This window comes from Bacterioplanoides sp. (assembly GCF_965226395.1).
Classification (GTDB): domain Bacteria; phylum Pseudomonadota; class Gammaproteobacteria; order Pseudomonadales; family Oceanobacteraceae; genus Bacterioplanoides.
The window spans coordinates 949080-967339 of the sequence record NZ_OZ245358.1 but is presented as its reverse complement, the minus strand read 5'-3'; the positions used below and the strand labels follow the sequence as shown (position 1 = coordinate 967339).

The 18260-nt window shown below is 50.7% G+C and carries 14 protein-coding genes; 6 read left to right on the top strand and 8 right to left on the bottom strand.

Going from position 1 to position 18260, the window contains the following annotated elements:
* Nucleotides 1–55: 55 nt before the first annotated feature.
* On the bottom strand, nt 56–2329 hold the full coding sequence (gene nrdA, locus ACO05E_RS04365) for a class 1a ribonucleoside-diphosphate reductase subunit alpha (protein ID WP_419811768.1): 2274 nt from the start codon (nt 2327–2329) through the stop codon (nt 56–58).
* Between the two features lie 398 nt (nt 2330–2727).
* On the opposite strand from nrdA, the gene ACO05E_RS04360 reads away from it, so the two are divergent.
* Both ACO05E_RS04360 and ACO05E_RS04355 read left to right on the top strand, forming a co-directional pair.
* Entirely contained in the window at nt 2728–3468 is a 741-nt protein-coding gene (locus ACO05E_RS04360; RefSeq protein ID WP_419811767.1) for a response regulator, read from the top strand.
* A 43-nt stretch (nt 3469–3511) separates the two neighbouring features.
* Nucleotides 3512–5053: an ATP-binding protein gene (locus ACO05E_RS04355; RefSeq protein WP_419811766.1), complete on the top strand. Its 1542-nt coding sequence runs from the start codon at nt 3512–3514 to the stop codon at nt 5051–5053.
* Between the two features lie 181 nt (nt 5054–5234).
* Here the strand turns inward: ACO05E_RS04355 and ACO05E_RS04350 are convergent, their stop codons facing one another.
* Both ACO05E_RS04350 and ACO05E_RS04345 read right to left on the bottom strand, forming a co-directional pair.
* On the bottom strand, nt 5235–6167 hold the full coding sequence (locus ACO05E_RS04350) for a LysR family transcriptional regulator (RefSeq protein ID WP_419811765.1): 933 nt from the start codon (nt 6165–6167) through the stop codon (nt 5235–5237).
* Nucleotides 6168–6207: 40 nt separating this feature from the next.
* Nucleotides 6208–7758, bottom strand: coding sequence for a methyl-accepting chemotaxis protein (locus ACO05E_RS04345; RefSeq protein ID WP_419811764.1), 1551 nt, complete (start codon nt 7756–7758; stop codon nt 6208–6210).
* Nucleotides 7759–7899: 141 nt separating this feature from the next.
* Between ACO05E_RS04345 and glpK the strand changes: the two genes are divergently transcribed.
* Together glpK and ACO05E_RS04335 are read left to right on the top strand one after the other, a co-directional pair.
* On the top strand, nt 7900–9387 hold the full coding sequence (gene glpK / locus ACO05E_RS04340; RefSeq protein WP_419811763.1) for a glycerol kinase GlpK: 1488 nt from the start codon (nt 7900–7902) through the stop codon (nt 9385–9387).
* An 83-nt stretch (nt 9388–9470) separates the two neighbouring features.
* Entirely contained in the window at nt 9471–10571 is a 1101-nt protein-coding gene (locus ACO05E_RS04335; protein ID WP_419811762.1) for a diguanylate cyclase, read from the top strand.
* 39 nt (nt 10572–10610) lie between these two features.
* Here ACO05E_RS04335 and ACO05E_RS04330 read toward each other — a convergent pair whose 3' ends face one another.
* A complete protein-coding gene (locus ACO05E_RS04330) occupies nt 10611–11348 on the bottom strand; it encodes a glutathione peroxidase (RefSeq protein WP_419811761.1) in 738 nt (245 codons plus the stop codon).
* A 177-nt stretch (nt 11349–11525) separates the two neighbouring features.
* On the opposite strand from ACO05E_RS04330, the gene ACO05E_RS04325 reads away from it, so the two are divergent.
* Nucleotides 11526–11897 (top strand): hypothetical protein, encoded by a 372-nt coding sequence (locus ACO05E_RS04325; RefSeq protein WP_419811760.1) that lies wholly within the window; start codon nt 11526–11528, stop codon nt 11895–11897.
* 88 nt (nt 11898–11985) lie between these two features.
* Complete coding sequence (locus ACO05E_RS04320; protein ID WP_419811759.1) at nt 11986–12816, top strand: sugar nucleotide-binding protein; 831 nt, start codon at nt 11986–11988, stop codon at nt 12814–12816.
* Between the two features lie 8 nt (nt 12817–12824).
* Here ACO05E_RS04320 and ACO05E_RS04315 read toward each other — a convergent pair whose 3' ends face one another.
* The 4 genes from ACO05E_RS04315 to leuS form a co-directional block, all read right to left on the bottom strand.
* Nucleotides 12825–13421 carry a hypothetical protein gene (locus ACO05E_RS04315; RefSeq protein ID WP_419811758.1) on the bottom strand — a complete coding sequence of 199 codons (597 nt, stop codon included), beginning with the start codon at nt 13419–13421 and terminating at the stop codon, nt 12825–12827.
* Nucleotides 13422–13741: 320 nt separating this feature from the next.
* Complete coding sequence (gene holA / locus ACO05E_RS04310; protein WP_419811757.1) at nt 13742–14746, bottom strand: DNA polymerase III subunit delta; 1005 nt, start codon at nt 14744–14746, stop codon at nt 13742–13744.
* Nucleotides 14743–15276 (bottom strand): LPS assembly lipoprotein LptE, encoded by a 534-nt coding sequence (gene lptE / locus ACO05E_RS04305; protein WP_419811756.1) that lies wholly within the window; start codon nt 15274–15276, stop codon nt 14743–14745. Before lptE ends, holA begins: the two co-directional genes overlap by 4 nt.
* A 311-nt stretch (nt 15277–15587) precedes the next feature.
* On the bottom strand, nt 15588–18161 hold the full coding sequence (gene leuS, locus ACO05E_RS04300) for a leucine--tRNA ligase (RefSeq protein WP_419813657.1): 2574 nt from the start codon (nt 18159–18161) through the stop codon (nt 15588–15590).
* Nucleotides 18162–18260 lie beyond the last annotated feature (99 nt).

Here is an 18260-nt window from a genome sequence, read left to right as displayed (position 1 = left end):
CAAAGCGGTACCGCCGGATTTATCGTTCTGTGTTGTGTGAATTCCAGAGCCGGAATCAGATCTTACAAGCGCCGCCTTCACAGCCATCGTCTTCGGCTTCAACGGCTTGTGGGTCTTCCATACCATCACGGGTGTTGTGGTAGTACAGCGTCTTCAGACCATTCTTATACGCCGTCAGCAGGTCTTTCAGCAGTTGCTGCATCGGTACCTTGCCACCAAAGCGCGCTGGATCGTAGTTGGTATTGGCAGAGATCGCCTGGTCGACAAACTTCTGCATAATACCCACCAGTTGCAGATAGCCCTGGTTATCCGGGATTTGCCACAGCAGTTCGTAGTTGTTTTTCAGCGTGCCGTAATCTGGCACGACCTGCTTCAGGATGCCGTCTTTGCTTTGTTTCACACTGATATAACCACGCGGTGGTTCAATGCCGTTGGTTGCATTACTGATCTGCGACGAGGTCTCTGATGGCATCAGGGCGGTCAGCGTGGAGTTACGCAGGCCATGTTCCTGAATGTCTTTACGCAGCGCTTCCCAATCCAGATGCAGGGCTTCATCGCAGAAGCTGTCCACTTCTTTTTTGTAGCTGTCGATTGGCAATACGCCCTGAGCATAGGTTGTGTCGTCAAACAGCTCACATTTGCCCTGTTCTTTCGCCAACTGGTTGGAGGCTTTTAATAACCAGTACTGAATGGCTTCAAAGGTGCGGTGAGTCAGGCCGTTGGCGCTGCCATCGGAGTACTTCACACCGTTTTTCGCCAGGTAGTAGGCATAGTTGATCACGCCCACACCCAGGGTACGACGACCCAGGCTGGCACGTTGTGCGGCGGTTACCGGGTAATCCTGATAACTCAGCAGGCTGTCGAGGGCGCGCACAATCAGATCGGCCAGCTCTTCCAGCTCGTTCAGATCTTCGACAGTACCGAGGTTAAAGGCCGCCAGAGTACAAAGTGCAATCTCGCCATTCTCGTCATTGATTTCATTCAATGGCTTGGTTGGCAGCGCAATTTCCAGACACAGGTTCGACTGACGTACCGGTGCGCGTTTCGGATTAAACGGGCTGTGGGTATTACAGTGGTCGACGTTTTGTACATAGATACGGCCGGTGCTGGCACGTTCCTGCATCATGGCAGAGAACAGGTCAACCGCTTTGACGGTTTGCTTGCGAATGCTGTCGTCGGCTTCGTATTTTTTGTACAGCTGATCAAACAGTTCCTGATCTTCAAAGAAGGCATCGTACAGACCCGGTACATCGGATGGTGAGAACAGGGTGATGTTGCCGTTTTTGATCAGGCGCTCGTACATGGTTTTGTTGATTTGTACGCCGTAGTCCAGATGACGCACGCGGTTTTCTTCAACACCACGGTTGTTCTTCAGTACCAGCAGGCTTTCCACTTCCAGATGCCATAATGGGTAGAACAGGGTAGCTGCACCGCCACGAACACCGCCCTGAGAACAGGACTTCACTGCGGTCTGGAAATGTTTGTAGAACGGGATACAGCCGGTATGGAAGGCTTCGCCACCACGAATCGGGCTGCCTAAGGCACGAATACGGCCGCCATTGATGCCAATACCGGCACGTTGGGAAACGTATTTAACAATGGCACCGGCGGCGGCATTGATGGAATCCAGGCTATCGCCCGCTTCAATTAATACACATGAGCTGAACTGACGGGTCGGCGTACGCACACCGGCCATAATCGGGGTTGGCAGTGACAGTTTGAAAGTAGAGACCGCATCGTAGAAACGTTTGATGTAATCCAGACGACGTTCTTTATCGTAAGAAGCGAACAGACACGCGGCGATTAATACGTACAGGAACTGGGCACTTTCGTACACTTCACCGGTGACCCGGTTTTGCACCAGATATTTGCCTTCCAGCTGCTTAACCGCGGCGTAGCTGAAGTTCATATCACGCGAATGGTCAATAAAGGCATCCATCGCGGCAAATTCTTCGGCGCTGTAATCTTCCAGTAAATGCTGATCGTAACGCTGGCTGTCGACCATTTTTTTCACGTGGTCAAACAGTGCTGGTGGCTCAAAACAGCCATAAGCTTTTTTGCGTAAATGGAAAATATTCAGGCGTGCAGCCAGGTACTGATAATCCGGTGACTCTTCAGAGATCAGATCGGCGGCTGCTTTAATCAGGGTTTCATGAATTTCGGAGGTTTGAATACCATCAAAAAACTGCAGATGGGCTTTCAGCTCAACTTCTGAAACGGACACTTTGTCCAGGCCATCGGCGGCCCAGGTAACGACTTTGTGAATTTTCTCTAGATCAAGAGATTCCTGACGCCCGTCACGTTTGCTGACTTGGAGCTGACTGTTCATGCTGATTTTGCCTGTATTCAAGGGAAACTACTCCATCTATCCCTGATAGAAATATTGTGGATCCATTTTGATTGACGCTGGCTTGAAAACCCTGTAGGAATTTCCTAAGTGACTGAGCTGTCGAAAGATTTTCAGAGTGCGAAGCACAAGATAATGCGGTGTAGGTGGGTTTTCAACCCCAATATATAGTGTGTTTGTAAAATCAGGGTGTGGATAACTTGTGTGTACTAAGTGGACATAACTCTGGAGGTTTTGTGTTATCTGGATCCTGCCCGAATTGGTCAAAAAAGCGCATTTTTACAAATGTTTTTCCGTTACTATGCAACAAAGCGTAACTACGTCTAAAGTTATAAAGAATTGGCCGAAGGGCGAAGTAGTTTGAGGATTGGTAGCAAACCATGTTGAAACAAGAAAATGGTCATAACCCGGAAGAAAACTGGCGCATTCTGATCGTTGAGGATGATGAGCGTTTGGCAACGCTGACCAAGGATTATCTGGAGAGCAATGGCTTAAAAGTCTCGGTGGAAGGTGATGGCAGCCGGGCGATTGAGCGTATCAAAACCGAGCAGCCCGATCTGGTGGTGCTGGATCTGATGTTGCCGGGCGAAGATGGCCTGGCGGTTTGCCGTATTGTTCGTCCTTATTACAAAGGCCCGATTCTGATGCTGACGGCCCGTACCGAAGATCTGGATCAGGTACTGGGACTGGAGATGGGTGCCGATGACTATGTTGCCAAGCCGGTTCGTCCCCGTGTTTTGCTGGCGCGTATTCGTGCATTGCTGCGCCGGGTGAAAGAAGAGCCGGAGCAGGAAGAAGTGGAAACCACCAGTGATAACCGCCTGACCTTCGGTAATCTGGTGGTGGATAATGCCATGCGTGAAGCCTGGCTGGACGGCCAGAGCATCGACCTGACCAGTGCAGAATTTGATCTGTTGTGGTTGCTGAGCTCCAGTGCCGGGCGGGTACTGACCCGGGAAGAAATTTTCCATCAGTTACGCGGTATTGAATACGATGGTCAGGATCGCTCGATTGATGTTCGTGTTTCCCGCATTCGTCCGAAAGTGGGTGATGACCCAATGAACCCGAAACGTATTAAAACCGTGCGTTCCAAGGGTTACCTGTTCGTTAAGGAAATCTGAGGCTGGGAGATAGCGTATCTTTATCCGGGTCTATTCCGGGCTGTTGGCTGCATTATTGGTTGTTGCGCTGCTGTGTACCGCAGCGCTGCAATTGGTCAACTTTGTCCGGACTTCTCAATTCAACGAAGAAATTGCCCAGGGCACGCTGCATATGTTGTCGCAGCGCCTTGAGGATAATCCTGCGGCTCTGACAGAACTGGCGGCCTTGTTCGATGCTGATATGCGTCTGCTGCCACTTGAAACGGCGGCCCCGGAGCTGGATCGCTACCAGCTTGATCGCTTATCACGCGGCCAGGCTCTGATTTTTCATACCAACGATGGACGCAGTGTGCGTCTGCTTAAGTCACTGAGTGGTGAGCGTTTACTGCACATTGAATTGAATGCCGTCACGGATTTACAGGCTCAGGCTGTTGCCTTTCTGCTGATGCAGGATTTTCGTCGCAGTGGTCTGGCGATTGAAGATTTTCTGCAACAGGTTCAGCCGTATTTCGGTTTCCCGTTAAAAGTAATGCCTTATCAGGATCTGTATCTGACCGAGACAGACCGGGGCCGCTTGTTGTACGGCGATATCCTGGTGCGTATCTCAATTGAAGGGAATAAAGCCGAAGCGCTGGCAAAACTCCCGGGTGAAGACCGGGCGCTGGTAGTGGGGCCGATCAACGCCTTTAACCCATATTCCTGGCAAGCAATCACAGTGATTACCATTATTGGTGTCATGCTGATTGGCCTGGGGGTGTATTGGGTGGTGAATTCGTTTGAGACCCGTTTACGTAAACTGGAGCAAGCCACCAGCCGCTTAGCACAGGGCCACCTGAACGCCCGTGTGGCAATCACCTCGGGTGATGCCGTCAGCCGTCTTGGCTCGGCCTTTAATAAAATGGCCGAACATATTCAGCGCCTGATCTCGATTCAGCGGGAAATGGTACGTGCTGTTTCGCATGAGCTGCGTACCCCGGTGGCCCGTATCCGCTTTGGTGTGCAGATTATTGAAGACACGTTATTTGATGATCCGTTTGTGGAAAAGCAGCTCAAAGGTATGGATTCGGATATTCAGGAACTGGATGAACTGATTGATGAGATTCTGACCTATGCGCGGTTGGAAGAAGGCGGGCCAATTCTTGATTTTCAACAGGCAAATATCGCTGATATTGCCTTACAAGTGGTGGAAGAGGCGCGGCCTCCGGAAAAAATTGCCGTGGAATACGCCGGAGTTGATCCGGCCACCAGTCAGATGGCCGAAGTAGAACCGCGTTATGTCCACCGGGCGATTCAGAATCTGGTGGGCAATGCCGGACGCTACGCTAATGCCAGAGTGCGGGTGAATTGCAGTATTGGCACGGACACTTGCCGGATCGACGTTGAAGATGACGGACCTGGCATTCCGGAAGATGAATGGGATCGGGTGTTTACTGCATTTGCCCGTTTGGATGACAGCCGCACCCGGGCGTCAGGCGGGTATGGTTTAGGTCTGTCTATTGTACGCCGGATTGCCTACTGGCACGGCGGCCGGGCGATGGTGTCGCGTAGTGATGTGTTAGGTGGGGCCAGATTTAGTCTGATCTGGCCACGAAAACATCAGGATTAACATGAAGTGATAAGGTGTATACATTCAGTTACATTCAAACACGCATTTGCAACAGATTAGCCACGTTATTAACGGCACTATGGCTTTGCGTATCCTTAGGAGACGTGGTGAGAATGTAGCGAAGAAATTCGCTTTTTGAGGGTTCAGGTTTCTGAACCCTTTTTTTATGCCTGAAGAAACGTCATTTGTTGCTACTGGCGGGCAAAATTCCCGGTAATGACTGAAAGCAGGTCTGTAATGCCTGATCCAGAAAGTCCTGAATATAAGCTGATTCTTTTTGTTCACTGCGAATAGCCGCATATAAGGTTGGCCAGACGCCTTCTTTACCCAGCGGGCGGCTGGCCACCAGCTTGGCATCCAGATACGGCTGCAAAGCCCAATTCGGCAAACAGGCTACGCCACGTCCGCTGGCAACCAGCTGTACCATCATTAGCGTCAGTTCCGTTTGTCGTGTCATACGTGGCTCAATGCCGTTTGGCAGCAAAAAGCGTTCAAAAATATCCAGCCGCTTACGGTCAACCGGGTAATGAATCAGGGTCTGATCCTGCAGGTCCTGTGCTTCAATCACCGTCTGCTGAATCAAGGGGTGCTGATTGGCAATCGCCAGTACCGATTGGTAACGAAACAACGGGTGGTAATCAATATCCCGGTGCTCGTGTGGATCGGAGGTAATCACCAGATCAATATCACCCCGCACCAGAGCGGGTAATGGCTCAAAATTAAAACTGGTGCTCAGATCAATCTCGACCTCGGGCCAATGGTCGCGAAAGGCGTTGATGGCGGGCATCAGCCAGTCGAAACAGCTGTGACACTCAATCGCCATATGCAGCCGGCCAATGTCACCGCCTGCGAGTTTTTTCAGGTTACGCTCAGTTTGCTGAATCTGAGGTAGTAACTGATCGGCCAGTTGTAACACCTCCAATCCGGCCCGGGTAAAACGCAGCGGTTTGGTTTTGCGCAAAAAAAGTGAAACGCCTAACCGTTCTTCCAGATCTTTTAACTGATGCGATAAGGCTGATTGGGTCAGGTGCAGGCGTCGTGCGGCTTCAACCAGAGTGCCGCCGTCACGCAGAGCGGTCAGTGTGCGCAGGTGTTTGATATCCAGAGTGGACATGAGTAAATCTCAGCTTTAATAGAGAAGCTATGTTAAACACTCATAGTCCTTGTTGGAAGCGACGAATAATATTGCCTTGCGCACGCATCAGTTGTGAAAGCTGTTCGCAGTGCTGATTCATATCCTCTGCCATGGTTTCGGCTTCATCCGATAGCGCTTCTAATTGCTGCAGGTTATTGCCGATATCATTGGCGGCCTGATTTTGTTGCAACACCGCGCTACTGTTGGAGTTGCTCAGTTGATGAATCATGCCAAGTTCAGTGCGGATGGTGGCGAATACTTCCGTCACTTCATGCGCTTTCTGCAGGGTGTTACTGGTTGACTGCAGGCCTTTGTTCATCGCTTCGACCGCGTGATCACTGTGCTGGTTTAAACCATTTACAATGGTCTGAATTTCTCCGGCTGATTCCTGTGTGCGTTGAGCCAGATTACGGACTTCATCAGCAACCACGGCAAAACCACGACCTTGCTCGCCGGCGCGCGCAGCTTCAATGGCGGCATTCAGCGCCAGTAAGTTGGTTTGTTCAGCAATTTCAGTAATCGCCTGCAGGAAACGGTTCACTGCCTGAGTCTCCTGGGCCAGTGCGCCAATGGCGTCCGCGGTGGTTTTCAGTTCCTGCTGCAGGCTGTTGGTCTGGTTAACCATCACTGCAACTTCCTGTTCACCCTGCTGGGCTGTTTGGGCAGCTTTGTGACTGGCATCACCAGACTGACTGCTGTTGTCTTGTAAATCCGTTGCAGCCTGAACAATCTGCTGGCTGGTTTGTTCCACCTGCTGGGTATACGTGTGCTGCTGACGAACACGTTGCAGGGTTTCCTTGGATACCGCAACGGTTGTTGATGTGGTTTGCAGCAGCATGTCTGAGTTATCGGCAATTCGTACCAGTACGGTTTGTAAACGTCGCTCCAGAGTATGCAGGGTAAACTGAATATCACCACAAGCATCCGTTCTGCCGGTATAGATCCAGGTCATCAGGTCGTTATTGCTGATGGTTTGAGTGGCCTGGCTGATGTTATTAAATAAACGGCGATTGGTGCTGAACGATACGGTTCCCATTAACAGTATCAACAGGGTTAACCAAACTGGTGCGGTGCTGATGGCTGAGCTGATCAGGGCGATCAGCCAGGGCACCAGAAAATACATCAGGGATTTAAGATAACGCCGCCCCGGAATGGCTTTTTTTCCTTGATTGATACGACGATAGGCCAGCTCGGCGCGGCGAACCTGTTCCGTTGTGGGGATTACCCGCACCGATTCGTAACCAACCACGTCTCCCTGGTCGTATAACGGCGTGACATAGGCATCGACCCAGTAATGATCACCGTTTTTGGTACGGTTTTTCACCAGTCCAATCCAGTGATTGCCCGCCTTCAGCGTTTGCCACATATCTTCGAAGGCCGCTGCGGGCATATCCGGATGCCTGACCAGATTGTGTGGTGAGCCAATCAGTTCATCCCGGTCAAAACCACTGATATCAATAAAGTGCTGGTTGCAATGAGTAATTACACCTTTCTGGTTGGTGGATGACACCAGATGGCAACCTGCTTTGAGTTTGACTTCCTGTTGGGTCACCGGTTGATTATTTCTCATTGTATTGCTCACTTTTTGAACATTCTGAAAGTGTAGCTCAACCAAGCTGGCTTGCTGAATGATCGACATAAATGACCGATCGAGTACCATGCAGGTAATCACCGATATGTATGTGGATAATAATAAAAGAGGAAGCCATTCATGCCACGTTATTTGCTTAGCCTGGATCAGGGAACTACCAGTTCCCGGGCGATTGTGTTTTCAGAGCGTGGGGAAATTCTCGCCACCGGTCAGCAGGAATTTACCCAGCATTTTCCACAACCGGGTTGGGTAGAACATGATCCGGCTGAAATCTGGCACAGCACCTTGTCCAGTGCGCGCCATGCGATTGCAGAAGCAGCCTGTGCTGCCACGGATATTGCTGCAATCGGGATTACTAATCAGCGTGAAACCACTCTGGTCTGGGATCGGCAAACCGGTGAGACCATTTACCCGGCGATTGTCTGGCAGGATCGCCGTACCGCGGAACAGTGTGCGGCATTAAAGCAGCAAGCTGGCTTAGAACAACGGGTGACGGAGAAAACCGGGCTGCTGCTGGATCCGTACTTTTCCGCCAGTAAGATTGCCTGGATTCTGGATCATGTGGATGGCGCACGACAGCGTGCTGAACAGGGCGAGCTGGCATTCGGCACCGTCGATAGTTATCTGTTGTGGCAGCTGACGGCGGGTCGCAGCCATCAGACCGATGCCACCAATGCCTCCCGCACGCTGTTGTTCAATATTCATACCCAGCAATGGGATGACGAACTGTTAGCGATCTTCCGGGTTCCCGCTGCCATGTTGCCAGAGGTTAACGACAGTGTGGCCGACTTTGGGCGCAGTGAGGCGGAGTTGTTGGGTGCCGAAATTACTATTGGTGGCATCGCCGGTGATCAGCAAGCTGCGTTAGTAGGACAGGCCTGCTTTCAGCCCGGCATGGCCAAAAGCACTTATGGCACCGGTTGCTTTATGGTGATGAATACCGGCTCAGAAGCCTTGCAATCAAAAAACCGCTTATTAACCACCGTGGGCTATCGCATTAATGGCGAAACCACCTATGCCTTAGAAGGCTCCATTTTTATGGCGGGGGCCACCATTCAATGGATCCGGGATGGTTTGCACTTGATTGATAATGCCAAAGACAGCCAGCCTCTGGCTGAAGCAACCGGCTATGACAATCCGGTGTATATGGTACCAGCCTTTGCCGGGTTAGGCGCCCCTTACTGGGATCCTCAGGCCAAGGGCGCGATTATGGGGCTGACCCGGGATACCGGTATTAAAGAGATTGTCACCGCCGGGCTGCAGGCGGTGTGTTATCAGACCCGTGATCTGCTGGAAGCCATGGCAGAAGACGGAGTCAAACCGGAAACCTTGCGGGTCGATGGTGGCATGGTTGTTAATGACTGGCTGATGCAGTTTTTGTCAGACACACTGGCTATGCCGATCACACGGCCACAAGTGACTGAAACCACCGCGCTGGGCGCTGCGTTATTGGCCGGTTTACAGGTGGGTATCTACGACAGCCTGGAAGAATTAGCTGAATTCTGGCGCCATGAGCGTGAGTTTGTTTCGCAGCAGCAAGAGAGTGTCAGAGAGCGTCTTTATCAGGGCTGGCTGGATGCCGTTGAGCGGGTGCGGGTACAACATTAATCATGACTTTATGGACTGAGTCATAGCTGTTTGTTGTTTAATCTCTATAATCGGCGTTTTGTTCTTGTGCACAGGGAATCGGTGTGGAGCAACTTCAACGAGATATCATTCGCCGCCATACGCATGCAGCCGCTGTTGCCATGTTGTTCAGCGCGCTGTTTGCTATCAGTTATTTTTTCGGACTGACACAATTAAGCATCCGTGAGCTCGTGCTATTACTGCTGGGCTACTGGTGTCTTCATGGTGGACTGCTGTTTCTGGTGGTATCCGGATACAGCAGACGCTACCCGGATCCGAGCCTGATGATTCCTTTTATGGTATTGGGCATCGGCTTTATCACACTGATGTTACTCTTCTCAAACGAATTACGACCTGCCTGGACCATTGCTTATCTGGTGGTGATGCCGTTTGGTGTTTTCCGTTTAAATGGCAGGGAATACCTTGGGGTATGTTTGTGGGTTCTGGTCGGTTATATCGGTGTGGTCGGCTATTTTCATTACAGTCAGCAGCCGGTCTGGGCACTGGAAATGGAGTGGCTGCTCGGCATTGTGTTTCTGGCCTGCATTATGGTGTATGCGGTTATTGGTAAAGAATTCACCTTGCTGCGGGACGCATACCGGCAGAAAAATCGAGAACTCCGGCGCGCTTTGGTACGGATTGAAGAGCTGGCCGTGACAGATGAACTAACCGGTTTGTACAACCGCCGTTATTTATTACAGGCGCTGGAAAAGCAGCAGGCGTTATCGGATCGTGATGGCTCACCGTTTGTTCTGGCATTTGTTGATATTGATCACTTTAAGCAGATTAACGATTTACACGGGCATCGGATCGGTGATCAGGTTCTGATCGAGCTGGCGGTGTTATTAAAACGTTCGGTGCGCGAAATTGATGTGGCAGCACGTTATGGTGGCGAAGAGTTTGTTTTGTTGCTTAATGGTGTGGCGCTGGATGATGCCTTACAGGTACTTGAGCGTATTCGTATCCGGGTTGCCGGGCAGCATTACGCTGAAGTGAGTATTCCGATGACGGTATCCATTGGTGTGGTTCAGTACCATGATGGCGAGCCGGTTGGGACATTGTTAAACCGGGCGGACTGCTTATTGTATGAAGCGAAACGAGAAGGGCGGAATCGTGTAAAAGCAGAGCCTCAGGAGCTGTCTCTTTTTAGCGAAGAGGCGCTCTGAGGCTGCTATCAGGGCCTGAGGCCCTGAATCAATGGCGGTTTACGCTTTCAGGTAGTCTGCCAGCTCTTCGCTGCCACCAATGTGTTTACCACCAATAAATACCTGAGGAACGGTTTCACGGCCGCTCATAGCACGTAAGGTGGTCAGGGTTGCGTCACGACCCATCAGTACTTCTTCAAACTCCAGGCCAGCATCTTTCAGGTCGGCTTTAGCCTTCTGGCAGAATGGGCAACCAGGCTTGGTCACAACCGCAATCGACTGTGGCTTCTCAGCGTTTGGATTGATGTACTCCAGCATGGTATCAGCATCGGATACCTCAAACGGGTCGCCTGGCTTTTGTGGCTCAATAAACATTTTGTCGACCACGCCATCTTTAACCAGCATGCTGTAACGCCAGCTGCGTTTGCCAAAACCTAAGTCCGCTTTGTCGACTAACAAGCCCATACCTTCGGTGAATTCACCGTTACCGTCCGGGATCATACGAATGTTTTCACATTCCTGATCCGCCGCCCAGGCATTCATCACAAAGGTATCGTTAACACTGACACAAACAATTTCGTCAACGCCATTGTCCGCGAACACTTTAGCTAACTCGTTGTAGCGTGGTAAATGAGTGCTGGAACAGGTTGGTGTAAATGCGCCTGGTAAAGAAAACAGAGCAACGGTACGACCTTTGAAGATTTCGTCGCTGGTTACTGTCACCCAATCGTCACCTACACGAGTTGGCCAGCTGACGCTTGGTACGGTTTGGCCTTCTTTATTTTCAAATGCAGACATGGTTGTTTCCCCTTTGAGTAATAGTGTGTCCTGATTCGATGGATCTAGTATGGCCCAAAAATCATGGATTGCGAAAATTAATTGTTTAAATGTATTTATTAGTTTTTTGTTATTGATTGTGTGGCAGTGACCCGAGCTCGGGTATACTCGCTCTGACAATACACAGAGCAGATGATTATGTTAATAGAAAACAGTTCGGACCTTATTCGGGAAGTACATCAGGGGCACTTGGCTTCTGGCAAAGCCGTTGACCTTGCCTGTCTGGTAAATGGTCAGGTACTGGCAATCAGTGACGATGCTCTGGCGCTGTTTGCCCGTTTGGATGATGTGGCGGATGAACTTGGCAATGGTTTGATTCGCAGTGTTACGATTCCTGAACCATTTCAGCTGAGCCACTCTGATGGTTATCTGCAAGAGCATCGCGCAGGCTATGTCGGTCTCAGTGATGGCCGGGTGTTATTGATCACGCTGAATGATGTGCAGATGTTTCCTTCTAAACAGGACGCGTTGCGGAATCAGGACGAAATAACCCGAATCGCGCTGGGGTAATATTCGGTTGTTAGTAAAGAATGTCGATTGACCCACACAAGCCACGTGGTTATGGTGCAACTTTGTTGTCGTTTTATTGGAATATGCCGTGAGCAGCAGTGCGTTTCAAACCTATGTGATTGGTGCTGATCAACCCGTTGGCCAACATTTAGTGCGGAATTTAACGTCCCAGGGGTTGATGTATCAGAGTATTGCTCTGGAGAGTCAGGACAAACTCCCGGCGTCGTCTTCCGGACAACCGTTTTTTGTGATTATTCCTTCTCTGACGGAGTCGCTTGACCCGGCGCAGGTAGAATTCTGGTTAGAACGTGCACGTGAGATGGATGCCGGAGTGATTTATCTGTCGTCTCTGGCGCTGTTTGGTTATCGCTCTGATGGCACGGTGAAGGAAGATGACGAGCAGTTTGCCGAGACTGAATATGCGGCACAATTACAGGCACTGGAAGCCAGAGTGCGTGACAATGAGCGCCATGTCATTGTACGTAGCGGCCAATTATTAGCGTTACAAAATGACGATTTTGCCAGTCAGTTACTGGCAAAAGCCCGTGTACAGGAACCGATGCACGTCGATATGCAACGTTTATTTGACCCGACACTGGCGGATGATGTCGCCGATGTGTTGTTTGCCATTCTGCGGCAACTGGCATGCAGCGATGACTTATTCGGCACGTATCATTTCAGTGGCGTTGAAGCGGTATCGGCGTTTGGCTTTGCCGAGGCTCTGATGGCGTTAGCCAGTCAGTATGAAGATTTCTCGAAGGCGGAGCTTGGATCTCAGGAAGGGGGGATGATGCCTTCTCCATGGGCGGCATCGTCTGACAATACCCGGATTTTTCATACCTTTGGTATTAAGCCGAAAGCCTGGCGCCAGGGGTTGGGGCGCCTGCTTCAGAAATACTACCGGGTTGAAGAATCCTGAGCAGCAGATTAGGCCAGATTCAGTGCGGTAGATTCCTGATACAGAGCCATCAGCTTATCAGTGATTACTGTACGGATACCTTCACGCTCAAGGCTGGATAAGGATTTCAGCTCGCTCAGGCGTAAACGGTTCAGGTGCAGACATGGCAGCTTGTCATTAAACTCACGCAGATCACCTTTCATCAGTACTGGCAGAAATGGATCTTCGCTGTTAGAACGACGCAGAATCTGGCGCATGCCTTCCTGGAAAGGAATCGGAACAGAACGTACATTCTTATTCTTATGCGAAATCACCAGATACAACCCTTGTTTACCAATCAGGTTGCCCGGAATAACGTGTAACCCGGTGGATTGTACTGCACCGGCATTCAGGTGACTGAAGGTATCATGAAAAGCATAAGGATCCGGCAGAATCACCATCTGGCGGTCTGCTTCTTCCGGGAAGAAGATGCTGTAGTTGGTGTACAGCTGCTTCACTGAGCCGGAAAACACACATAAGCGGTTTTCAAATTGTTTAACAAAATCCATGGCTCGTTGGTGTTGGTTCAGGGTGTGAAGATCCCAAACCAAGTCAGCATTCTGCTGACCTGCTGCTGTACTATTCATTGATGTTTACCCCTTTATTCTGAGATCAGAGTGTTATTTAGTCACTGCTGACTCAATTTAGTTTAGCAAATTAGCTATATCGATAGTCTTACTTTGACATAAGGTGACCAAAATTGTCAGCTCATTGACGAAGGAATGAGCACTGCTTCACGCTTATGACTCGTATTGTCCTGTTAGACAGGTCTTCGGATTCGTTCAGTTTTTAATCAGCTGCCTGTTTAGGGCTGCTTGTTCGAAACTGTCAGCATAAAACCGCTGGTATAGGGTTAGTATGGCTCAGAACGAGATAGTTCGATGTGGCCTTGTGTGTATTTCTGAAGTTAACTGGTTGGCAGTTTTACATTTGTTAACAGCAGGGTTAACTCACTTAACAATAACCAAGGGTCATCGCCACTGCCTTTGACGGCATTATCGACATCGGTCGCTTTTCTCAGCGCGCTGTGGAGGTCGTGAATACTGAGTTGTTGCAGGGCTTTTTTATAAGGGGGTTGTTGTTTGGGCCAGATATTATTTTTCTTAAACGCTTCGCTCAGTTGCTGCCCGGAAGTATTGGAAAGCGAGATCAGCTGACGAATTTTACGTGTTAATGCCCCTAAGATCATAATCGGCTCAATGCCTTCGCCGCGCAGGTGCGACAAAATGCGGCTGGCTTCGGCTTGTTTGCCTAGTAAGCAGGCGTCGGCCAGACTGAAGGCGTCAAACCGAGAGCTGTCGCCAATGGCGTCGTTGATCATTTCTTCTGTGATGGTTGAGGCACCTAACAAGCGCAGCTTCTCAACCTCTTGGACAGCCGCCAGTAAGTTCCCTTCGGTCTGATGTGCCAGTGCCGCAATCGCTGCGGGTTCAGCCTGTAACCCTGCAATTTGTAAGCGGCGTTTAAGCCAGCCGGGGTATTGATTGCGTTCAATCGGCCAAACCGGCAAAAACACACCCGCTTTATCAACCGCTTTAAACCAGGCCGTTCGTTGTGTTGCCGCATCAATACGGGGGCAGATAATCAGCAGCAGGTTATCCGGATTAGGGTGTTTGACCAGCTCCTGCAGAGTGTTGCCTTTATCGGATGGTTTGCCATTAGGGATGCGGACTTCTAGAATCCGGCGACTGGCAAACAGTGACATGGCGTTGGCTTCTTCGCGCAGGTTGTTCCAGTCGAAGCCAGCTTCGCTATGGAATAACTCTCGATCTTCGATGCCAGCTTTACGGGCCGCCATACGGATCTGATCACACGCTTCCATCACCAGTAACGGCTCGTCACCGGATACCAGATAACAGGGTGCCAAGCCTTTTTGCAAGGTGGCTGTCAGCTGATCCTGACGGATCTTCATGGCTGAGCCTGTACGCTGGTAGGTTTTGCCGCAGGAATCGCAATAAAGGCATCTGCCTGAGCGTTTTGCAGGCGACGCATCAGCTTGCGTACCAGATCTTTTTCCATCTCTTTCAGCTGAACCGCTTCTTCGTTGGCAGTACCGCCGACGTTATTAATGTCGTTGGTTAAGCGGCGGCGTGATTTCACCTGAATCGGTAGTTCGCTGTTGCGTTCTATGTGGATTAAGCGGGCATCAAGGCTGCCATTCAGTTCGTATTCAGAAATGCGTCCGGAGCTGCTGACCGATAACGTACGCTTATCAATTTCAACTTTGTTGACCTGAAGAATGGCCGGTGCATCGGCAGCTGTCTGTGTAAGCAACACGTCGTTGAATTCCAGCTGCAGAATTAACTGCTGATCAAAGCTGTTACCAGCCTGACTTTGCAGGAATAAAACGCGATATTCCTTGGGCAGCGGCGTTACACCACGCAGGTGCCAGCCGCAGGCGGTGAGCATTGAAAGCATTAAAGTCCAGATGATAAAACGCATGGTTTTTCCTTTGCTTGTGGCTGACAATTTAGCCAGCTCCGTAACCAAAGAGCCGCTCACTTTTCAGCCGCCGCGCCGAAGGGCCATCCCTGGCCCTGCCGCGCTACCGCCGCATCCATGCGGCTGCTTTGAAAAGTCATCGGCTCTTTTGCTCTATTCGCTCTTAGAGTGATGGAAGAAGAGGTGTTGAATGTTTGTTTTTCGACCGTCTGCAGCAGGGATGCTGCAGTCGAGCCCACATGGATGTGTTGACGGCGTGTCGAAAAATAAATATTGAATACCTCTTCAGGGTCTCTTGTGTTTAAAGCGGCTTAGTTGGCAACAATATTCACCAGCTTACCTGGCACCACAATCACTTTACGCACGGTTTTGCCATCAATCTGCTTCTGAATTGCATCGTCGGCCATCGCCATAGCTTCCAGATCTTCTTTAGAGGCATTAGCTGGTGCATCCAGTTTAGCGCGTACTTTACCGTTAACCTGAACAACCAGAACGATGCTGTCTTTTACCAGTGCACTTTCGTCCACTTCTGGCCATGCAGCATCCAGTACCAGGCCATCGTTGCCAAAGGCCGTCCACAGTTCCTGAGCGATATGCGGCGCCATGGGGCTTAACATGCGAACCACAGCATTGAGGCCTTCAGTAATGACACTGCGGCCACCGGCACTGGTCAGATCCAGTTTCTGCAATGTGTTCATCAGTTCCATAATGGCGGCGATACCGGTATTGAAAGAATAACGACGACCGATGTCATCGCTCACTTTCTGGATGGTTTCGTGCACTTTACGGCGTGCGTCTTTTTCCGCTTTACCCAGCTGATCGGCAGAAACGATTGAGCGGTCTTCCTGTTGCAGCAGCTCGAAGCTTAAACGCCATACACGCTGCAGGAATTTTTGTGCGCCCTGAACACCGTTCTCAGACCATTCCAGAGTCTGCTCTGGGGGCGCTGCAAACATGGTATACAGACGTACGGTGTCAGCACCGTAAACATCAATTGCTTCCTGAGGGTCAACGCCGTTATTCTTCGACTTCGACATCTTGATCATGCCTTCGTGCTTCAGCTCCTGGCCGTTCCAGCTGGCTTTGATCAGGCGACCTTTTTCGTCGCGTTCGGCTTCCACGTCTTTTGGTGCAACGTATTCTTTGCCGCCGCTTTCGTTCTGATAGCTGAACGCATCCGCCAGTACCATGCCCTGACATAACAGGCTGGCAAATGGCTCATCACCTTTTACCAGACCGACGTCACGCATCAGCTTGTGGAAGAAGCGCGCGTACAGCAGGTGAAGAATGGCGTGTTCGATACCACCGATGTATTGGTCAACCGGCAGCCAGTAATCCGCTTCGGTTGGGTCGACCATTTGTGTGTCGTCCCACGGAGAGCAGTAACGCGCGTAGTACCAGGAAGACTCCATAAAGGTGTCGAAAGTATCGGTTTCGCGGAAGGCCTGTTCGCCTTCAAACTCGATGTTTTCGAACTCCGGGTTGTTTTTGATCGGGCTGTTGACGCCATCCATCACCACATCGGTTGGCAGCTCAACCGGCAGCATATCCGCCGGTGTTGGTACTTGCTCACCGTTGGCCTTGTTGATCATTGGAACCGGGGTGCCCCAGTAACGCTGACGGCTCACACCCCAGTCGCGCAGGCGGTAGTTGGTTTTGACCTGACCTTTGCCAGCATCCGATAACCACTTGGCGATGGCATCAAACGCGGCATCGAAATCCAGGCCATCGAATTCACCGGAGTTCAGCAGTTTACCTTTTTCGGTAAAGGCTTCAGCCGACAGATCAAAGTCCTCAGGCGCTTCGATTACCTGATTAATTTCCAGACCGTACTTCTGAGCGAACTCGAAATCACGCTGGTCGTGGGCCGGAACGGCCATCACCGCACCTGAGCCGTAATCCATCAGTACGAAGTTAGCGACCCAGATTGGCACTTCTTTGCCGGAGACCGGGTGAATCGCGGTCAGGCCTGTGGCGTGGCCTTTCTTCTCCATGGTGGCGATATCCGCTTCAGCAGTACCGCCTTTTTTGCATTCTTCAATAAATTCAGCCAGTTCCGCATTGCCTTCCGCGGCTTCGGCGGCCAGAGGGTGACCCGCAGCAACCGCTACGTAGCTTACGCCCATTAAAGTATCCGGACGGGTGGTGTAAACTTCAAGCGTGTCAGCTCTATCCTTGATACCAAAATGAAGCTCAACGCCCTGGCTCTTACCAATCCAGTTGCGCTGCATCGCCACAACCTGTTCCGGCCAGCCTTCCAGCTGATCCAGATCGTTTAACAGCTCTTCGGCGTAATCGGTAATACGGATAAACCACTGCGGGATTTCTTTACGCTCAATCGGTGTATCACAACGCCAGCAGCAGTTGTCGATCACCTGTTCGTTGGCCAGAACGGTTTTATCGTGCGGACACCAGTTTACTGCCGAGACTTTTTTGTAAGCTAAACCTTTCTCAACCAGCTTGGTGAAGAACCACTGTTCCCAGCGGTAGTATTCCGGCTTACAGGTTGCTAGTTCGCGGTTCCAATCGTAACCAAAGCCCAGCGATTTCAGCTGGCCTTTCATATAGGCGATGTTTTCGTCCGTCCATTTGCCCGGTGCTGTGTTGTTTTTGATCGCTGCGTTTTCAGCTGGCAGACCAAACGCATCCCAGCCCATCGGCTGCATCACGTTTTTGCCCTGCATGCGCTGGTAGCGTGAGATCACATCACCGATGGTGTAGTTGCGCACGTGACCCATGTGCAGGCGGCCGCTTGGGTACGGGAACATCGATAAGCAATAAAACTTCTCTTTATTGGCATCGACGACGGCTTTAAAAACCTGTTGTTGTTCCCATTGGCTCTGGATTGAGGCTTCAATGGCTTTGGGTTGATAAGTCTCTTGCATCATGGCGTCACTATGGATTCTGACTAAGTAATAAGAAGAAATAAGAAAACGCGAAAGTGTACCCGAAAGCCTGCAGTGTTCACACCTTCATCATGGCGG

What these genes read in the sequence shown, in the direction of transcription:
- leuS (WP_419813657.1), bottom strand. Translation starts at nt 18,161, where the DNA reads ATGCAAGAGACTTATCAACCCAAAGCCATTGAAGCCTCAATCCAGAGC.
- ACO05E_RS04315 (WP_419811758.1), bottom strand. Translation starts at nt 13,421, where the DNA reads ATGAATAGTACAGCAGCAGGTCAGCAGAATGCTGACTTGGTTTGGGAT.
- holA (WP_419811757.1), bottom strand. Translation starts at nt 14,746, where the DNA reads ATGAAGATCCGTCAGGATCAGCTGACAGCCACCTTGCAAAAAGGCTTG.
- lptE (WP_419811756.1), bottom strand. Translation starts at nt 15,276, where the DNA reads ATGCGTTTTATCATCTGGACTTTAATGCTTTCAATGCTCACCGCCTGC.
- glpK (WP_419811763.1), top strand. Translation starts at nt 7,900, where the DNA reads ATGCCACGTTATTTGCTTAGCCTGGATCAGGGAACTACCAGTTCCCGG.
- ACO05E_RS04360 (WP_419811767.1), top strand. Translation starts at nt 2,728, where the DNA reads ATGTTGAAACAAGAAAATGGTCATAACCCGGAAGAAAACTGGCGCATT.
- nrdA (WP_419811768.1), bottom strand. Translation starts at nt 2,329, where the DNA reads ATGAACAGTCAGCTCCAAGTCAGCAAACGTGACGGGCGTCAGGAATCT.
- ACO05E_RS04345 (WP_419811764.1), bottom strand. Translation starts at nt 7,758, where the DNA reads ATGAGAAATAATCAACCGGTGACCCAACAGGAAGTCAAACTCAAAGCA.
- ACO05E_RS04325 (WP_419811760.1), top strand. Translation starts at nt 11,526, where the DNA reads ATGTTAATAGAAAACAGTTCGGACCTTATTCGGGAAGTACATCAGGGG.
- ACO05E_RS04350 (WP_419811765.1), bottom strand. Translation starts at nt 6,167, where the DNA reads ATGTCCACTCTGGATATCAAACACCTGCGCACACTGACCGCTCTGCGT.
- ACO05E_RS04330 (WP_419811761.1), bottom strand. Translation starts at nt 11,348, where the DNA reads ATGTCTGCATTTGAAAATAAAGAAGGCCAAACCGTACCAAGCGTCAGC.